Annotated in this window: 13 protein-coding genes and 1 pseudogene; 10 read left to right on the top strand and 4 right to left on the bottom strand. The window is 72.3% G+C overall.

The features are described from left to right. Nucleotides 1-26: 26 nt before the first annotated feature. Nucleotides 27-1652 carry a penicillin-binding transpeptidase domain-containing protein gene (locus GPA10_RS14715; RefSeq protein WP_157165902.1) on the bottom strand — a complete coding sequence of 542 codons (1626 nt, stop codon included), beginning with the start codon at nucleotides 1650-1652 and terminating at the stop codon, nucleotides 27-29. Between the two features lie 83 nt (nucleotides 1653-1735). Beyond that, the gene (locus GPA10_RS14710) at nucleotides 1736-3478 is read right to left on the bottom strand and encodes a dolichyl-phosphate-mannose--protein mannosyltransferase (protein ID WP_343040843.1); all 1743 of its coding nucleotides are present in this window, start codon (nucleotides 3476-3478) and stop codon (nucleotides 1736-1738) included. 86 nt (nucleotides 3479-3564) lie between these two features. Here GPA10_RS14710 and rsmI point away from each other — a divergent pair, with 86 nt between their 5' ends. The 10 genes and pseudogenes from rsmI to GPA10_RS14660 all read left to right on the top strand — a co-directional run bounded on the left by rsmI (nucleotide 3565) and on the right by GPA10_RS14660 (nucleotide 16869). Beyond that, nucleotides 3565-4452 (top strand): 16S rRNA (cytidine(1402)-2'-O)-methyltransferase, encoded by an 888-nt coding sequence (gene rsmI, locus GPA10_RS14705; RefSeq protein ID WP_058846051.1) that lies wholly within the window; start codon nucleotides 3565-3567, stop codon nucleotides 4450-4452. 281 nt (nucleotides 4453-4733) lie between these two features. After that, nucleotides 4734-5198, top strand: a complete 465-nt coding sequence (locus GPA10_RS14700; protein WP_058846050.1) for a hypothetical protein — start codon at nucleotides 4734-4736, stop codon at nucleotides 5196-5198. Between the two features lie 102 nt (nucleotides 5199-5300). Continuing rightward, entirely contained in the window at nucleotides 5301-6170 is an 870-nt protein-coding gene (locus GPA10_RS14695; protein WP_157165901.1) for a TatD family hydrolase, read from the top strand. A 158-nt stretch (nucleotides 6171-6328) separates the two neighbouring features. Further along, nucleotides 6329-7834, top strand: coding sequence for a resuscitation-promoting factor (locus tag GPA10_RS14690; RefSeq protein ID WP_343040841.1), 1506 nt, complete (start codon nucleotides 6329-6331; stop codon nucleotides 7832-7834). A 116-nt stretch (nucleotides 7835-7950) separates the two neighbouring features. After that, a pseudogene (gene rsmA, locus GPA10_RS14685) lies at nucleotides 7951-8802 on the top strand (16S rRNA (adenine(1518)-N(6)/adenine(1519)-N(6))-dimethyltransferase RsmA); the annotation flags it as partial. Nucleotides 8803-9095: 293 nt separating this feature from the next. Further along, complete coding sequence (locus tag GPA10_RS14680; RefSeq protein WP_343040840.1) at nucleotides 9096-10007, top strand: 4-(cytidine 5'-diphospho)-2-C-methyl-D-erythritol kinase; 912 nt, start codon at nucleotides 9096-9098, stop codon at nucleotides 10005-10007. A 102-nt stretch (nucleotides 10008-10109) separates the two neighbouring features. Beyond that, nucleotides 10110-11921 (top strand): ABC-F family ATP-binding cassette domain-containing protein, encoded by a 1812-nt coding sequence (locus tag GPA10_RS14675; RefSeq protein ID WP_157165899.1) that lies wholly within the window; start codon nucleotides 10110-10112, stop codon nucleotides 11919-11921. A 146-nt stretch (nucleotides 11922-12067) separates the two neighbouring features. After that, nucleotides 12068-13885, top strand: a complete 1818-nt coding sequence (locus GPA10_RS14670; RefSeq protein WP_157165898.1) for an outer membrane protein assembly factor BamB family protein — start codon at nucleotides 12068-12070, stop codon at nucleotides 13883-13885. 49 nt (nucleotides 13886-13934) lie between these two features. Further along, nucleotides 13935-15848, top strand: a complete 1914-nt coding sequence (locus GPA10_RS14665; RefSeq protein WP_157165897.1) for an outer membrane protein assembly factor BamB family protein — start codon at nucleotides 13935-13937, stop codon at nucleotides 15846-15848. 304 nt (nucleotides 15849-16152) lie between these two features. Beyond that, the gene (locus GPA10_RS14660) at nucleotides 16153-16869 is read left to right on the top strand and encodes a helix-turn-helix transcriptional regulator (protein ID WP_058846043.1); all 717 of its coding nucleotides are present in this window, start codon (nucleotides 16153-16155) and stop codon (nucleotides 16867-16869) included. A gap of 42 nt (nucleotides 16870-16911) precedes the next feature. Here GPA10_RS14660 and GPA10_RS14655 read toward each other — a convergent pair whose 3' ends face one another. Together GPA10_RS14655 and GPA10_RS14650 are read right to left on the bottom strand one after the other, a co-directional pair. Next, nucleotides 16912-17184, bottom strand: coding sequence for a hypothetical protein (locus GPA10_RS14655; RefSeq protein WP_058846042.1), 273 nt, complete (start codon nucleotides 17182-17184; stop codon nucleotides 16912-16914). Between the two features lie 36 nt (nucleotides 17185-17220). Next, complete coding sequence (locus GPA10_RS14650) at nucleotides 17221-18915, bottom strand: sodium:solute symporter family protein (protein WP_157165896.1); 1695 nt, start codon at nucleotides 18913-18915, stop codon at nucleotides 17221-17223. Nucleotides 18916-18976 lie beyond the last annotated feature (61 nt).

The following is an 18976-nucleotide window of genomic DNA, read 5'->3' as shown; positions in this document are numbered from 1 at the left end:
CGTCGGCGTACGCGGAGTCATCGGCGTCAGCCGACCGCGCGCAGCACCGCCGCCACGATCGGCCCCGCCGTGTCCCCGCCGTGCCCGCCCTCCTGCGCCATCGCGGCCGCCGCCACGTCCCCGTGGTAGCCCGTGAACCAGCTGTTGGGCTGCGTCTGCCCGTCGACCTCGGCCGAACCGGTCTTCGCGCCGATGTCGCCGCCGAGCCCCGCCATCGCCCGCGCGCCGGTGCCGGACACCGCGGTCCGCCGCATCATCTGCCGCAGCTGGGCCGCCGTGTCCGCGGACAGGCCGCGCGCGGTGGCCGGTGCGCCGCCGAGGAGGGACCGCGGCACGAGGAGGGGCTGCCGGAACGCGCCCGTCTTCGCCGTCGCCGTCACCGACGCCAGGTTCAGGGGGTTCAGCTGCACCTGCCCCTGCCCGATCGCGTTGGCCGCGCGGTCGGGCCCCACCGACGGGGGCACCGAACCGTCCGACGAGGTGATGCCGGTGCGCCAGTCGTCCCGGCCGAGCCCGAAGCGCTCCTGCGCCTCCTCCGTCAACGAGGCGTCCGTGAGCGGCTCCTCGTCGACCAGCTTCACGAACGCGGTGTTGCAGGACCGCGCGAAGCTGTCCGCGAGCGTGGCGTCCGCGTTCGGCGCCATGCCCCGCAGATTGTGGAACGTCTGGCTCTGCCAGGTCGCCTCCGGCGTGCACGGCGCGGGCCCCGACGCCTTCGCGACGCCCTTGTCGATGAGCATCGCCGCCGTCACGATCTTCATCGTCGAGCCGGGCGCCAGCTTGCCCTCGAAGGCCGCGTTGAAGCCGTCCCCGCGGTGGTTGGCGACCGCGAGGACCTCGCCGGTGCTCGGTCTGAGGGCGACCACCGACGACTCGGCGTACCGGGCCACCGCCCGCTCCGCGGCCCGCTGCGCCGACGCGTCCAGGGTCGTCGGCAGCCTGCCCGGACGGCCCTTCGCGAGGGTGAGCAGCGTCTTGGTGCCCGCGTCCTCGCCGGCGCGCCGGATGTACAGCTCGACCCCCGGTCTCCCGCCCGCCCGCTCGCCGTACTTCGACCGGAGCTGCTCCAGGACCGGGGCGAGCGACGGGTACTTCGCGGCGGTCAGGACCGTGCCGTGCCGGTCGACGGCCCGGATCGGCGGCGCCGCCCCCTCGCCGGTCACCAGGGTGTCCCCGCGTCCGAGGCCCGGGTGCAGCACGCCCGGCTTCCAGTCGACCAGGGCCCTGCCGGTGCTGACGCCGCGTCGGACGTCGAGGGCGGACGTGTACCGCAGCGGTTTGCTCCTGCCCTCGTACGTCACCGTGGCGCTGACCGTGAACGGCACCCGCGTCCCGCTGATCCGGCCCGCCGTCAGCCGCACCCTGCCGATGCCCGCGTCCTCGCGGTAGCCGGTCAGGGCGGGTGCGGCGGCCTGCGCGTTGTCGGTGTACGACGCGGCGCCGTCGGCGTCGCCCCGCGCCCAGGCCGCGAGGAACCTCGCCGCCGTCCCGCGAACCTCGGCGGGCGTCGGCGGCCCCTTCGGACGCGCGGTCCCCGCCGGCGCGGTGTCCTCGCTCAGCGCGTCCACCACGTTGTACGCGCCGTATCCGGCGCCCCCCACCATGACGGCGAACACCCCGCCGACAACAGCAGCCTTCACTCCCTTGCGCATTCGGCGCCCCCTCCCCAGGAATTACCCCAACATTATGGGGCCGGTGCGGGAGGGGGGTCGGAATTCGGCTGCGGATACCGCGGTCAAACCCAGGTGTCGAGCCACATTCTGGAGCGCCACGAGTCGATCGGGATCGCCTGCCCGGTGTAGATCGGCCAGAAATAAATGAAATTCCAGAAGATCAAAAGAACGAGGACGCCCACGGCCGCGGCGCCCACCACCCGGCGCCGCTCCGAGGAACCCGGCGGCCCCAGAACGGCGCCGAGCAGCATCGCGAGCCCCAGACACAGGAACGGCACGAACACCACGGCGTAGAAGTAGAAGATCGTCCGTTCCTGGTACATGAACCACGGCAGATAGCCCGCCGCGATCCCGCACACGATGGCGCCGGCCCGCCAGTCCCTGCGGAAGGCCCACCGCCACAGGACGTACAGGAGCGCCGCCGCGGCCGCCCACCACAGCAGGGGCGTGCCGAGCGCGAGGACCTCGCGCGCGCACTTCTCCTTGGTGTCGGCGGGGCAGCCGTCCCGGCCCGGCATCGGCGACTCGTAGAAGTACGAGACGGGACGGCCGTCGACGATCCAGCTCCACGGGTTGGACTGGTAGGTGTGCGGCGACGACAGGCCCACGTGGAAGTCGTAGACCTTGTTCTCGTAGTGCCACAGGGAGCGCAGCCAGTCCGGCAGCCAGCCCCAGTCGGTCTTCTTGCCCGCGGTCGCCGCCCAGTCGCGGTAGTAGCCGCCGTTGCCGTCGCTCGGCGACAGGATCCAGCCGAGCCAGGACAGCAGATAGGTGCCGACCGCGACCGGCACCGTCGTCACGAACGCGGGCAGCACGTCCCGCCGCAGGGCCGCCGCGTACGGCCGGTCCGCCCCGGCGACGCGGCGCGCGCCCACGTCCCACAACACGGTCATCAGGCAGAAGAAGACCATGATGTACAGGCCGTTCCACTTCGTGGCGAAGGCCAGGCCGAGACAGACCCCGGCCGCCCACCGCCAGGGCCGCGGGCCGAGGCGCAGCGTCTGCGCGACGTAGGCGTCCGGCCGGGTGACGCCGTCCGCGTCCACCGGCAGCGCCGCCGCGAGCCGCGCCCGCGCCCGGTCCCGGTCGACCAGGAAGCAGCCGAACGCCGCCAGCACGAAGAACATCAGGACCTGGTCGAGGAGCGCGGTGCGGCTCATCACGAAGTGCAGGCCGTCCACCGTGAGCAGGGCGCCCGCGAGACAGCCGAGGAACGTCGAGCGGAACAGGCGCCGCCCGATCCGGCACAGCATCAGGACCGACAGCGTGCCGAGCACGGCCGTCATGAACCGCCAGCCGAACGGGTCGAAGCCGAAGAGCCACTCCCCGACGCCGATCACGTACTTGCCGACCGGCGGATGCACCACGTACGCCGGATCCGTGGGCAGCGCGATCCCGCCGCCCTGGTCGATGACGGCGTCGTTGACCTTGTCCGGCCAGCTCAGCTCGTAGCCCCGGTGGAGCAGGGCCCAGGCGTCCTTGGCGTAGTACGTCTCGTCGAATATCACGGCCTTCGGGCTGCCGAGGTTCCAGAACCGCAGCAGCCCCGCCACCAGGGCGACACCGATGGGGCCGAGCCAGCCCGACCACCGCACCAGCCACCGGGTCGCGTCCCTCGGCACCCCGAGCACCGCCCAGATCCGGCTGCCGGGCTCGGGGTACGGCGGGACGAGCCGGGTCCGCACGTCTCCTCTGGTCCGTGCCGCGTAGCCGAAGCGGCGCAGCCGGTGCTGCCACGACGACGGCGGTGGCTCCTCGGCTGCCTGGCCCTTGCGGGTGTCCGGGGAAGGCGCGGTACTGGTCACCGCGCCATCGTAGGGAACCAGAGGGTGACAGTCCCGCGCCCGGCCCCTGCGAGGATGGATCGGTGACAGGAAGCGCAGATTCAGTCGTGAACACGTCCGCAGCGGCCGGCGGCACGGAGCCCGGGGGCGTCCTCGTCCTCGCGGGCACGCCCATCGGCGACGTCGCGGACGCCCCGCCGCGGCTCGCCGCCGAGCTGGCCGGCGCCGACGTCGTCGCCGCCGAGGACACGCGCAGGCTGCGCCGCCTCACGCAGGCGCTCGGCGTGCAGGTGGGCGGCCGGGTCGTGTCGTACTTCGAGGGCAACGAGTCCGCGCGCACCCCGGAGCTGGTCGAGGCGCTCGCGGGCGGGGCCCGGGTGCTCCTGGTGACGGACGCGGGCATGCCGTCGGTGTCGGACCCCGGCTACCGCCTGGTGGCGGCGGCCGTGGAGCGCGGCATCCGGGTCACCGCCGTGCCGGGGCCCTCCGCGGTGCTCACCGCCCTGGCCCTCTCGGGCCTGCCCGTGGACCGCTTCTGCTTCGAGGGGTTCCTGCCGCGCAAGGCGGGCGAGCGGCTCTCGCGGCTGCGCGAGGTGGCCGGTGAGCGGCGCACCCTCGTGTACTTCGAGGCACCGCACCGCCTGGACGACACGCTCGCCGCGATGGCCGAGGCGTTCGGCGCGGAGCGGCGCGCCGCGGTGTGCAGGGAGCTGACCAAGACCTACGAGGAGGTCCGCAGGGGCCCGCTGAAGGAGCTCGCCGCGTGGGCGGCCGACGGCGTGCGCGGCGAGATCACCGTGGTGGTCGAGGGCGCCCCGGAGAAGGGCCCCGAGGAGCTCGGGCCCGAGGAGCTTGTGCGCAGGGTGCGGGTGCGCGAGGAGGCGGGGGAGCGGCGCAAGGAGGCCATCGCGGCGGTCGCGGCCGAGGCGGGCCTGCCCAAGCGTGCCGTCTTCGACGCGGTCGTGGCGGCGAAGAACGCCGACCGCGGGGCGTGAAGCGAGGCACGGCCCCGGCGCACGGTCCGGAACACCGGCGCGCAGAAGCTGCACGCGCCCATCAATAGGCAAAGGACTATCGTAAAAGGCAAAGCGCGGGCCGCGCACCAGGCCGCTTTTCTATGGAAATACCAAATCGGTTCCAACAGTCGACAGGTCTGATGCGCCCGCTCCGGGAAAGGCGTCCACTGGGTGCAGGGACGCACCCGTCCCACGCCGCCGCCCCGGGGCAGGAAAGACTCCGGCCGACGGCGCTTGTCCAGCGGACAAGAGGAGCTGGCATGAGTGAGATCGCAGCCACCGGTCACCGCGCCACGGCGGTCGGCGTCGCCCACGAGTCCTATGCGTTCGCCTGCATGCGATGCGGGCACGGCTGGGAGGAGTCGTACGACATAGAGCACCACGTCGACGCCAAGGGCCAGGAATTCGTGACCTATCTGGCGCACGGCAGCCGGGTGCCGTCGCCCCTGACCCGGCCCACCTGCCTGAACTGCGGTGGCCACGTCGTACGGATCATGCGCGCGGGCCAGGTGTCCTCGGTGCGGTCGGCCCTCGACTCCCTGCACCAGCGGCGCCCGGCGCAGCCCCCGCAGTCCGTCGCGGGCCCGCCGGGAGCCGCGGATCCGGCCGGGACCGTGCCGGACCCCGCGTCCGCCACGGCCCCGGCGGACGGCGCCGCGGCCCGCCCCGCGCACCACCACTGGCACTTGTCCGACCTGCTGCACCCCTTCCGCCGGGCGGGTTGAACCGCACTCCCGCGGACACGGCGGGCCCGCCCGCACACGGCGGGCCCGCGGCAGGCACCCCGGCCCCCGCGCGGGACGCCGACGCCTTCGTAGGATCGGGGCATGCCTGCCGACACCACGCCGCCCCCGGCACCCGCACCGCTGCGGGTGCCGGCCGCCGACTCCCACACCCACCTCGACATGCAGTCCGGCACCGTCGACGAGGCCCTCGCACAGGCCGCCGCGGTGGGCGTGACCACCGTCGTCCAGGTCGGCTGCGACGTCGCGGGCTCGCGCTGGGCCGCCACGACCGCCGCCGCCCACCCCGCCGTGCACGCGGCCGTCGCCCTGCACCCCAACGAGGCCCCGCGCATCGTCCACGGCGACCCCGACGGCTGGTCCCGGCAGGGCGCGCGCCCCGCGGGCGGCGACGCGGCCCTGGACGAGGCGCTCGCCGAGATCGACGCCCTCGCCGCGCTGCCGCACGTCAAGGGCGTCGGCGAGACCGGACTCGACTACTTCCGCACCGGACCCGAGGGCAAGGCGGCGCAGGAGCGGTCCTTCCGCGCGCACGTCGAGATGGCCAAGCGGCACGGCAAGGCCCTGGTCATCCACGACCGCGAGGCCCACGACGATGTGCTACGCGTCCTGAAGGAGGAGGGCGCGCCCGAGCGTACCGTCTTCCACTGCTACTCCGGCGACGCCGCGATGGCCGAAGTCTGCGCGGAACGCGGCTACTTCATGTCCTTCGCGGGCAACGTCACCTTCAAGAACGCGGCACCGCTGCGCGCCGCGCTCGCCGTCGCCCCGCTGGAGCTCGTCCTCGTCGAGACGGACGCGCCCTTCCTCACCCCCGCGCCGTACCGCGGACGGCCCAACGCCCCCTATCTCATTCCGGTCACGCTGCGCGCGATGGCCGAGGTGCGGGGCGTCGACGAGGACACCATGGCCGCGGCGATCTCGGCGAACACCGCCCGCGCCTTTGATTACTGATCGATAACGACTGAAGCCGTTCAAGGGCTGACGGTTTGGGCCTGAACGGCGACACTGCGTAGCCGCGCTGCTTTGGAGAGTGACGAAGCCTCCGCTAGGTTCTGCAAGCCGATCTGCACTTGGCTTGTCAGTGGTCACTTGTCAGCTGGAGCGCCGTCGTGAGCAAACCGCAGTACGAGACGTACGAGCAGCCGCAGTACGAGCCGTACGGCGCCGCCGGTGCCGGGTACGACCCGTACCGGCCCGCGTACGGGTACGACACCGTGGGCGCCGCGGACGGGCCCGCCACGCAGATGTTCACCGCCGGCGCGTTCGGCGGTGCCGGACAGGACGACAGGGCCGGCGGGTACCCGGGCGGCCCTGCGCCGGCGCGGGCGTTCGCGCCGGGAGCGGTGGACGAACTGCCGACCCGGGCGTTCACCCCGGACGCGTTCCCGCCGAGGACGCCCACGCCCGACGCCACGGCTGTCCCGGCCGCCGGGACGGCGCTCCCGCAGCCGCGGCGGGGCGACGGGAGGCGCGCCGACGGGCGGGCGGGGGCCCGCAGGGCCGCACGGCGCAGACGGGGCGGTGAGCGGCCCGACGGCCTGCGCCGGCTGGTCCCGCAGGCACTCGTCGTCGCCTTCCTGGCGGGCGGCACCTCCGCCTTCGTCGCCAACGACAAGGCCGTCCAGCTCAGCGTCGACGGCAGGTCCCGCACCCTGCACACCTTCGCCGACGACGTCGGTGAACTCCTCGCCGACGAGGGCGTGGACATCGGCGCGCACGACATCGTCGCCCCCGCCGCGGCGACCGCCCTGACCAGCGGCGACGAGATCGCCGTCCGCTACGGACGGCCCGTCGAGCTCACTCTCGACGGGCAGCGCCGCAACGTGTGGACGACCGCCCGCACGGTCGACGGCGCGCTCCGGCAGCTCGGGGTGCGGGCCGAGGGCGCCTATCTGTCCGCCTCACGCGGCAAGCGCATCGCCCGCGAGGGCCTCGACCTCGACGTCCGCACCGAACGCACCGTCACGGTCATGGCGGACGGCCGGTCGCGCACCATCCGGACGAACGCGGCGACCGTCGGGGAGGTCGTGGAGGAGTCCGGCGTGACCCTGCGCGGCTCCGACACCACCTCCGTGCCCGCGAGCAGCTTCCCGCGCGACGGGCAGACCGTCACCGTCATGCGGATCTCCGGCCGCGAGGAGGTACGGGAGGAGCCCATCCCGTACGCCGTGCACAAGTCCGACGACGCCTCGCTGCCGCGCGGCACGGAGGTGGTGGCGCAGGCCGGGCGGGAAGGGGCGCGCCGGATCACGTACTCGGTGCGCACCGTCAACGGCGTGCGGCAGCGGCCGAAGCGGCTCAGGAGCGAGGTGGTGCGGGAGCCGCAGACCCGGATCGTGAAGGTCGGCACCAAGGTCCAGCCGACCGCCGTCGCCGGTGCCGAGGGGCTGAACTGGGGTGCCCTCGCCGCGTGCGAGTCCGGCGGCCGCCCCGGAGCCGTGGACGCCTCCGGCACCTACGGCGGCCTCTACCAGTTCGACACCCGCACCTGGCAGAGCCTCGGCGGCTCAGGACGCCCCCAGGACGCCCCCGCCGCCGAACAGACCCACCGCGCGAAGAAGCTGTACGTGCAGCGGGGGGCGAGTCCTTGGCCCCACTGCGGCGGTCGCCTCTGACACTCCGCTTGCCCTTTTCTCCCACGCGCCCACCCGTTACCGCGGTGGGGAGGATCAGCCCTCCGGCACCCCGGCGAGGGGAAGGAGCGCTGCGCACCCAGGGCTACCCTGGGGCGGTGACCACCGAGTACGGCCCCCTCCTCGGCCCCGCCGACATCCGCGACCTCGCCGCGACCCTCGGCGTACGCCCGACCAAGCAGCGCGGCCAGAACTTCGTCATCGACGCGAACACCGTCCGCCGCATCGTCCGCACCGCGGAGGTCGGCCCGGACGACACCGTCGTCGAGGTGGGTCCGGGCCTCGGCTCGCTGACCCTGGCCCTCCTGGAGACCGCCGCCCACGTCACGGCCGTGGAGATCGACGACGTGCTCGCGGGGGCGCTCCCGGCGACGGTGGAGGCCCGGCTGCCCGCGAAGAAGGCCTCCTTCGACCTGGTCCACAGCGACGCCATGCTCGTGACGGAACTCCCGGGCCCCGCACCGACCGCCCTGGTCGCCAACCTCCCGTACAACGTCGCCGTACCCGTCCTGCTGCACATGCTCGCCACCTTCCCCAGCATCGAGCGCACGCTGGTGATGGTGCAGGCGGAGGTCGCCGACCGGCTCGCCGCCGCCCCCGGCTCGAAGGTCTACGGCGTCCCGTCGGTGAAGGCGAACTGGTACGCCGAGGTCAAGCGCGCGGGCGCGATCGGACGCAACGTCTTCTGGCCCGCCCCGAACGTCGACTCGGGCCTGGTGTCCCTGGTGCGCCGCGCCGAGCCGCCGCGGACCACCGCGTCGCGGCAGGAGGTGTTCGCCGTCGTCGACGCGGCGTTCGCACAGCGCAGGAAGACGCTGCGGGCCGCCCTCGCCGGCTGGGCGGGCTCCGCCGCCGCGGCCGAGGCGGCCCTGGTAGCCGCGGGCGTCTCGCCGCAGGCCCGCGGTGAGGCCCTGACGGTGGAGGAGTTCGCGCGGATCGCCGAGAACAAGCAGCCCGCGCCCGGCGCCGCAGCCGGGGACAAGCAGCCCGCGCCCGGCGCCGCGGCCGGGGACAAGCAGCCCGCGCCCGGCGCCGCGGCCGGGGACAAGCAGCCCGCGCCCGGCGCCGCGGCCGGGGACAAGCAGCCCGCGCCCGGCGCCGCAGCCGGGGACAAGCAGCCCGCGCCCGGCGCCGCAGCCGAGGGCAAGCACCCAGCACCTCGCGCCGCCGCCGAGGACAAGCAGGCGCAGCCGCACGAGCAGCCCGCGCCCCGCGCCGCCGCCGACACCGAAGGCCCCGTCCAGTGACCGTCCCGCGCAGCGTCACCGTACGCGTCCCCGCCAAGGTCAACGTCCAGCTCGCCGTCGGCGCGGCCAGGGCCGACGGGTTCCACGACCTGGCCAACGTCTTCCTGGCCGTCGGCCTGTACGACGAGGTCACGGCCACCCCCGCGGACGCACTGCGGATCACCTGCGAGGGCCCCGGCGCCGACCAGGTCCCCCTGGACCGCACGAACCTCGCGGCACGCGCCGCCGAGGCCCTCGCCGCCCGGCACGGCCGCCGCGCCGACGTGCACCTGCACATCGCCAAGGACATCCCCGTGGCGGGCGGCATGGCGGGCGGCAGCGCCGACGCCGCGGGCGCCCTGCTGGCCTGCGACGCGCTCTGGGGCACCGGAGCCACCCGCGCCGAGCTCCTCGACCTCTGCGCGGAACTCGGCAGCGACGTGCCGTTCAGCCTCGTCGGCGGCGCGGCGCTCGGCACCGGGCGGGGCGAGCGGCTGACGGAGCTGGCCGTCGGGGGCACCTTCCACTGGGTCTTCGCCGTGGCCGACGGCGGCCTGTCCACGCCCGCCGTCTACCGCGAGTTCGACCGCCTCACGCCCGACGCGCCCGCCCCCGAGGCGTCTGAGCCCCTGCTCGCCGCCCTGCGCACGGGCGACGCCACCGCCCTCGCGGCCACCCTCGCCAACGACCTCCAGCCCGCCGCGCGGTCCCTCTTCCCGTCCCTCGCCGACACCCTGGCGACCGGCACGGCGGCGGGCGCCCTGGCCGCCCTCGTCTCCGGCTCGGGACCCACCACCGCCTTCCTCACCAAGGACGCCGAGGCCGCCGCCCACGTGGCCGAGACCCTGCGCACCTCCGGCACCTGCCGCACCGCCCGTGTCGCCGAGGCCCCCGCCCCCGGCGCGACGGTGCTCGGCCCGCGCGCCTGACGCCCGCGCCCGCGTACGGCAAGCACTCCGGACGCCCGCCGCACAGGGTCCCGCGGCCCGACTACGCTGGACGATCGATCGCATTCCGTCGTCAGGAGAGAAATGGCCGTCAACCTGGTCAATGTCGAGGCAGTCAGCAAGGTGTACGGCACCCGCGCGCTGCTCGACGGTGTCTCGCTCGGTGTGTCCGAGGGGGACCGGATCGGCGTGGTCGGGCGCAACGGTGACGGGAAGACGACCCTCATCCGCATGCTCGCCAAGCTGGAGGAGGCCGACACCGGACGCGTCACGCACAGCGGCGGCCTGCGCCTCGAAGTCCTCACGCAGCACGACTCCCTCGACCCGGACGCCACCGTGCGGCGCGAGGTCATCGGTGACCTCGCCGACCACGAGTGGGCGGGCGACGCCAAGATCCGGGACGTGCTCACGGGCCTGTTCGGCGGCCTCGACCTGCCCGGCTTCCCGCAGGGCCTCGACACCGTCATCGGACCCCTGTCCGGCGGCGAGCGGCGCCGCATCGCCCTCGCGAAGCTCCTGATCGCCGAGCAGGACCTGATCGTGCTCGACGAGCCGACCAACCACCTGGACGTCGAGGGCATCGCGTGGCTGGCGCGGCATCTGCGCGAGCGCCGCTCGGCCCTCGTCTGCGTCACCCACGACCGGTGGTTCCTCGACCAGGTGTGCACGCGGATGTGGGACGTGCAGAAGGGTTCCGTCTACGAGTACGAGGGCGGCTACTCCGACTACGTCTTCGCGCGCGCCGAGCGCGAGCGGATCGCCGCCACCGAGGAGACCAAGCGGCAGAACCTGGTCCGCAAGGAGCTGGCGTGGCTGCGCCGCGGCGCCCCCGCCCGCACCTCCAAGCCCCGCTTCCGCGTCGAGGCCGCCAACGCCCTGATCCAGGACGTGCCGCCGCCCCGCGACACCAGCGAGCTGATGAAGTTCGCCACCACCCGGCTCGGCAAGACGGTCTTCGACCTGGAGGACGTCAGCGTCCAAGCCGGACCCAAGCTGCTGCTCAAGCACCTGACCTGGCAGCTCGGGCCCGGCGACCGGGTCGGCCTGGTCGGCGTGAACGGCGCGGGCAAGACCTCCCTGCTGCGCGCCATGGCGGAGGCCGCCCGCAGCGGCGGCGAGCGGCAGCCCGCCGCGGGCCGGATCGTCGTCGGCAAGACGGTCAAGCTCGCCTACCTCTCCCAGGAGGTCGCCGAGCTGGACCCGGCCCTCCGGGTCCTGGAGGCCGTGCAGCAGGTGCGTGAGCGCGTGGACCTCGGCAAGGGCCGGGAGATGACCGCGGGACAGCTCTGCGAGACGTTCGGGTTCGGCAAGGAGAAGCAGTGGACGCCCGTCGGGGACCTGTCCGGCGGTGAGCGGCGGCGGCTGCAACTGCTCCGCCTGCTCATGGACGAGCCGAACGTCCTCTTCCTCGACGAGCCCACCAACGACCTCGACATCGAGACGCTGACGCAGCTGGAGGACGTCCTCGACGGCTGGCCCGGATCCATGGTCGTCATCTCCCACGACCGGTTCTTCGTCGAGCGCACCACCGACCGGGTGCTCGCCCTCATGGGGGACGCGACGATGCGGATGCTGCCGCGCGGCATCGACGAGTACCTGGAGCGCAGGCAGCGCATGACGGAGGCGGCGGCCCCGGCTGCCCCCGCGCCCGCCGCCGCCCCGGGCGGCACGAGGACGGTGTCCGCCGCGGACGCCCGCGCGGCGAAGAAGGAACTGCAGAAGATCGAACGGCGACTGGACAAGATCTCCGAGAAGGAGACCAAACTCCACGCACAGATCGCCGATAACGCCACAGACTTTGAAAAGGTGGCGAAATTGGACGCGGAGTTGCGCGAACTCGGTGGCGAACGTGAGGAGTTGGAAATGCGTTGGCTGGAACTCGCGGAGGACGCGTGAGTTTCCCGTAACAGACGCATTACAGGCCGGTCCTCCCTTGGGAACAGGGGCGGGACCGGCCCCGAACATGGCCGGATAGGAGTGATAGAAAGGGCGGCCTGAGCACCACTTGGCGTGCCGAAAAATCAGTGAAGGGGGAAGCGCTGATGACTCAGCCGCCCAATCAGCCGCCGCACGGCGGCGGCTTCGGAGCTCCACAGGACCCGGGGCAGGGCGGGGGCTACGGCTACCCGCAGCAACAGCCGGGCCAGGCAGGCCCGTACGGCTATCCGCAGCAGCCCGGCCCCTACGGGCAGCCCGCGCAGCCCGGCCCTTACGGGCAGCCAGCGCAGCCAGGCCAGCCCCCGCAGCAGCCCGCGCAGCCGGGCCCCTACGGGCAGCAGCCCGGCCCTTACGGCCAGCCCGCGCAGCCGGGCCCGTACAGCCAGCCGACGCAGCCCGGCCAGGCGGGCCCCTACGGGCAGCAGCCCGGATACGGCTACCCGGGGCCGGGTCAGCCCGGCGGCCCCGGCACCCCGCCCGGCGGAGCCGGTGGCGGCGGCAAGGGCCCCTTCAAGGGCAGGACCGCGGTGATCGTCGCCGCGGCCGTGGCCGCCCTGCTCGTCGCGGGCGGTGCCGTCTACGCCGTCGTCGGCGGCGGTGACGACGACGGCAAGAAGACCGAGAGCAAGAAGAAGAACCCGAAGTCCTCCGCCCCGGCCAACCCCGGTGACGGCAGCGGCGACGGCTACGCCGGCAAGGAGGACCTCAACGAGGGCCGCCAGGCCGACGAGGCGAAGGTCCTCTGGTACAAGGAGGCGCCCAAGGCCCCGGGCAAGGGCGCCGACGCCCCCGGCATGTGGGTCAAGGACGGCATCGCGGTCAAGGCCGCGTACAAGGAACTCCTCGCCTACCACGTCGACGGCGGCAAGCCCGCCTGGTCCGCGATCGAGTTCCCGCAGGAGATCTGCGCGGCTTCGCCGCAGTACAGCGAGGACGGCAAGATCGCCGTCGCGTACAAGAACGGCATCAAGAGCGGCGCCGACTGCAACCAGCTTCAGATCGTGGACCTGAAGACGGGCGAGAAGGGCTGGAAGAAGGAGATCAAGGAGGAAGGTCTCTTCGACTCCACGCTCGGCCTCGAACTGTCCATCACCGGCGACACCCTGATGGTCGGCCGCTCCCAGTCCGGCACCGCGTACAGCGTCAGCGGGGGCCACGAGAAGTTCGTCGCGCGCAAGAAGGACGAGGGCGCCTGCTTCCCGGCCGGGTTCACCGGCGGCGACCGGATGCTGATGGCGCTGTCGTGCGGGGCGAGCACGCCCACCGAGCACGACGAGATCGTGGAGCTCGACCCCGAGAGCGGCTCGACCAAGTGGACGAAGAAGTTCCCCAAGGGCTGGCGCCTCGAACACGTCTACTCCACCAGCCCCACGGTGCTCTACGCCACCAACCAGGACAAGAAGCAGTGGAACATCACCACGCTGAAGCCCGGCAGCTCCGCCACCCGTTCCGAGGTCCAGGTCAACGACGACTTCGCGCCCGAGTGCGGCTGGGGCGGCCTCGGCCGTGACCTCCAGGCCTGCGCCGGTGTGACCGCCGACGACAAGTACCTCTACCTGCCGACCAAGAAGACCACCGGCGCCAACGAGATCGTGGCGATCAGCCTGGACAGCGGCAAGGCGGCCTGGCGGCAGAAGTCCCCGCAGGACACCTCGATGCTGCCGATGAAGACCCAGGGCGGTGACCTGCTCGCGTACGTCGAGCCCTCGTACGACTCCGCCGGCCAGGTGGTGTCCCTCGGGACCAGCGGCTCGCACACGCCGAAGACCCTGCTGAAGCACCCGGCGGGCACGTCGAAGATCGAGAACGGCTTCTTCTCGAAGGCGTTCGACTACGTGGACGGGCGCTTCTACCTCTCCACCACCCGCCTCTCCGGGTCCGCGCAGGGCCGCGAGAAGCTGATGCTGGCCTACGGCAAGTGACCCTCCCCACCGCCTCGTTCCGCCCTTCCGTCCCCAAGGAAAAGACGTCATGACTCAGCCGCCCCAGCCTCCCAACCAGCCCCCGCAGGGCGGATTCGGCGCCCCCCAGGACCCGCCGCCGCAGGGCTTCGGCAAGGCCCCCGAACCGGGCTACGGCTACCCGCAGGCTCCGCCCCCGGGGGCTCCCCAGCCCCCGGGGGCCCCGCCCGCGGCCCCCCAGTCGCCTCCGCCGCCCCCGCCGGGCCAGCCGAACTACGGCTACCCGCAGGCGCCGGGGGCCCCGGGCACCCCGCCGCCCGCCGCGCCCGGCACCCCGCCGCCCGCGTACGCGCAGCCGACCCAGGCCGCCTTCCCGGCCGTGGGCTCCCAGCCCCCCGGCTACGGCTACCCGGGCCAGCCCGGCCAGCCCGGTCCGCACCAGGGCTACGGCTATCCGCAGCCGCCGACCATGCCGACGCAGCCCCAGCCGGGCGGTGGCAAGAAGTCCAGCAAGCAGATGACGATCATCGTGGCGGCCGTGGCCGCCATCGCCCTGATCGTCGGCGGCGGGGTCTTCTACGCCTCCACGAAGGACGGCGACAAGAACAACAGCGCCAAGGGCGACGACGGCAAGGGCGGCAAGGACGGCGAGAACGGCAAGGACACAGGCGGCGACAAGAACGACCCGCCCGCGGGCGGCGGCCCCGCCAAGGAGAAGGCCCCGGCGAACACCACCGCCAAGGTCGGCTTCCAGGTCCCCGCGCCCGAGGTGCCGAAGGACGACATCTGGAGCGTCGCGGGCTCCTGGCTGACCGACGACACGTACGTGAAGAGCGGGTACGTGGGCAAGGCCAAGGACCACGCGCTCATCGGGTACGAACCGGCGAGCGGCAAGGAGAAGTGGACGATCCCGCTCAGCGGCGAGACGTGCGCGGTCTCCAAGGAGGTCACCGACGAGGGCATCGCCGCGGTCGTCTCCAAGGACGCCAAGTCCACCAAGGCCGACAAGTACCCCGACTGCAGCGAGGTCTCCGCGGTCGACCTGAAGTCCGGCAAGAAGCTGTGGACGGAGAACGTCGAAGTCAGCGGCTCGAAGGTGGAGTTCGAGGAGATCGCCATCTCCGGGGACACCGTCGCCGCGGGCGCGGGCACCGGCGGCACCGGCGCGGCCTGGGACATGTCCGGCAAGCTGCGGTGGAAGCCGCAGATCGGCGACAAGTGCAAGGACGCCGGCTACGCGGGCGGCGACCAGCTCGTCGCGGTCCGCAAGTGCGGTGACTACGACGCGCCGAAGCTCAAGATCCAGCTCCTCGACCCCGAGTCGGGCAAGGCGAAGTGGTCCTACCCGCTGTCGCCCGGTGTCGACAACGCAAAGATCATCTCGACGAACCCGATCGTCTTCGGCCAGGACACCGGGGAGATCACCGCGAGCGGTGCCACGGACGTCTTCTCGCTGAGCAACGCCGGAAAGCTGCGGACCCGCATCAAGCTGGAGGACGGCAAGTACTCCCACGACTGCGAGGTCAACAAGTGGGCCAGCTGCAGCGCCATCGCGGTCGGCAACGACAAGCTGTACGTGCCCACGCGCCAGCACGACGCGGGCGGCTCCGACTACGGCTTCACCAACGAGATCATCGCGTTCTCACTGGCCACCGGCAAGACCACCGGCGACCGCGCGGACGCGGGCGACGACGGTGAGATGTTCCCGCTGCGCATGGACGGCGGCAATGTCCTCGCGTACAAGAACGGCGGCTACAACAAGGGCGCCAAGGTCGTCTCGCTCGACGGCGGCACCATGAAGGAAACCACCCTTCTTCAGACGCCGGCGACCGAATCGGTCAGCAGCGCCATCAGCGGAATGGTGCCGAAGTCCAATGAACTGCTCTACACCAACGGCAACCTGTTCATGGGCAAGAAGCTGATCAGCAAGCCGTACTCCAAGGACGACAAGGAGTACATCGCGCTTGGCTTCACCACGCAGTGAGCACGGGCGCCGCGCCCCGGCGCGCGGCGCGCCGACTGCGCCCGCCGAGCGGCCCCGCACTCGCCCGAACGAGTGCGGGGCCGCTTTGTGCCCGTACGATTCACGCTCCGTACTCGCGTGCAGTCCCTCCCCCGGAAAGGCAGGGATTTAGGCATTCAGGGCCGCTTCTGGACGGTAGGGGCAGCGCTCCGTCGAACAAGCGTGTAGCTTCCGGGGGATGGAGGGCCGGGGCCCCCGATCCGTGGGGGGATCATTGGGGGAATTCCGAGGGGGAATTCCGTGGGGGACTGTGGGGGGTTGCGCTGTGGGTGTGCGGCTCATGGTGGTCGACGACCATCGATTGCTTGCCGAGGCACTCGCCTCGGCGCTGAAACTGCGGGGGCACCGGGTGCTCGCCGCGGCCGCGCCCGCCGCCGGCGCGGCGGATCTGGTGATCAGCCGTGCGCCGGAGGTGTGCCTGCTCGGCACGGCCACTCCGGCGGAGCCCGGCATGTTCGACCCGGTGGTGCGGATCAAACGGGAGCGGCCGCAGGTGGCCGTGGTGGTCCTCGGCCCGGTGCCGTCGCCGCGGGGCATCGCGGCGGCCTTCGCCTCCGGCGCCTCCGGATACGTACGCCATGACGAGCGCATCGAAGGAGTCGAGCGCGCCATCATGAAGGCGCGCGCCGGTGAGGCCGCCGTCGCACCCCAATTGCTCCAAGGCGCCTTCAGTGAGCTGCTCAACCCCGCCGCCCAGCCCGACGACGAGGGGCAGCGACTCCTTCAGATGCTCACCCCGCGTGAGGTCGAGGTGCTTGTGCGGGTCGCCGACGGGGAGGACACGCGGCTCATCGCCGCCGGGATGGGGATCGCGCCCAGTACCGCCAGGACGCATGTCCAGCGTGTCCTGATGAAGCTCGGCGTCGGCTCCCGCCTGGAGGCCGCCGCCCTGGCCGCCCGCACGGGCCTCCTCGACCGCGCGGAGCGTCCCGGCCAGGGGCCGGACTCCGTCAACGGTGCGAACTCGACGGCGGACCGCTAGGCCTCGCGGGGGCGCCCCGGACCCGCGAGGCCCAGCCGGCGCCTACTCCTCCGGCTCAGGTGCGCTCGCCGGGCGCAGCTTCAGCCAGGCCAGGAAGAACAGGCCGAGGGCGAGCATGCCGAGGCCGGTCCAGAGGTTGATGTTGATGTCCTCGGCCTTCTCGAGGTCGGCGTCGGACGCGGTGAGCCCGGCGATGGTGACGATGACCCCGTAGAGGGTGAACAGGCCACCGATGATGAGCCGGATGTCGAAGAGCCGCGCGGCCGTCGCGGACTTCCGCTCCAGATCGGAGACTTCCTTCTGCAGATCAGACATGTGTGCGGAACCTTCGGGTCAGGGGGGCGAGCCGGTTCAGAACGAGTACGGGATGTAGCAGGCGGTGGCCAGGACCATCGCCCCCCACCCGAGCAGCGCCGGCTTGCGGTACCAGGCGTCGTCGCCCGCCGCGGCGGCCTCGGCCTCGTCGTCGGCGGGCGGCTCCGTCCCGTACACGAGACCGGCGAGCTCGGCGTCCGGCTTGGGGGCCGTGAACAGGGTGACCGCCACCATGACCACCGCGCCCGCCACGAAGCCGACGATCGCGGAGACGAAGTTGGCGCCCTGGTCGGAGGGGATGTCGATGACGCCCTGCTTGTAGATCCAGAAGTAGTTGACCATCGCGGCGGTGGTGCCCGCGACCAGGCCCCACACCCCGGACTTCATGGACGCCCGCTTCCAGAACATGCCGATGATGAAGACGACGAACATCGGGACGTTGAAGAAGGAGAACAGCGTCTGGAGGTAGCTCATGATGTTCGAGAACGACGAGGCGATGAAGGCCGTGCCGATCGAGGCGAGCACACCGATCGCGGTGATGAGCCGCCCGAACCTCAGGTAGTAGCGGTCCTCGCGGTCCTTGACCACGTACTTGGCCCAGATGTCGTACGTGAACACGGTGTTGAAGGAGGAGACGTTCGCCGCCATGCCCGCCATGAAGGCGGCGAGCAGACCGGTGACCGCGATGCCGAGGACGCCGTTGGGCAGCAGCTCCTGCATCAGATAGGGGATCGCGTCGTTGTACGTCAGACCGGAGCCCGCCGCGCCGATCTGCGGGACGAGGACGGCGGCGACCAGGCCGGGGATCATCACCAGGAACACGATGAAGATCTTCGGGAAGGCGGCGATGAGCGGGGTGCGCTGCGCGGCGGAGAGGTTCTTCGCGGACAGGGCGCGCTGCACCTCGGCGAAGTTGGTCGTCCAGTAGCCGAAGGAGAGCACGAAGCCGAGGCCCAGGATGATGGTGAGCCAGTTGGCGCCGAGCGGGTTGGGGTCGCCGATGCCGGTGCCGCCCCAGGCGGTCATGAAGTTGTCGCCGTGCTGCTTCTCGATGGAGCCGGTGAGCCCGTCCCAGCCGCCGACCTTCTTCAGGCCGATGACGCAGATCGGGATGAGCGCGGCGAGGATCACGAAGAACTGGAGCACTTCGTTGTAGATCGCCGAGGACAGGCCGCCGATGGTGATGTAGGCGAGCACGAAGAACCCGGCGACGACGATGGCGACCCACTGCGGCCAGCCGAGCAGCGCCTCCACGACGATCGCGAGGGCGTAGAGGTTCACGCCCGCGATGAGCACCGCGGCGAAGGCGAACAGGGCCGAGCTGAGCAGGTGCGCGGACTTGTCGAAGCGCTGGAGCAGGTACTCCGGCACGGAGCGGACCTTGCTGCGGTAGTAGAAGGGCATCATGACCAGGCCGAGGAAGACCATGGCCGGGATGGCACCGATCCAGTACCAGTGGACGACCGCGACGCCGTACTGTGCGCCGGTCGCGGCCATGCCGAGGATCTCGGTGGCGCCCAGGTTGGCGGCGACGAAGGCGAGGCCGGTGACCCAGGCGGGCAGGGAGCGCCCGGAGAGGAAGAAGTCGAGGCTGGTCTTCACGGACCGCCGGGCGGCGAATCCGATGCCGAGGACGACCACGAAGTAGATCGCCAGGATCGCGTAGTCGAGACCGTTGGTGGGCAGCCGAAGCCCCTCGGCGAGGGTGATGTGCGGAGCAGCAGTGTGCATAGCAGAAGGGGGGGACTGCATGTGAACTCGCTTCGTCGCGCGAACTGATCAGACCGGAACC

The organism is Streptomyces typhae (assembly GCF_009755605.1).
Classification (GTDB): Bacteria; Actinomycetota; Actinomycetes; order Streptomycetales; family Streptomycetaceae; genus Streptomyces; species Streptomyces typhae.
This window is presented reverse-complemented; position numbering and strand designations above follow the sequence as displayed.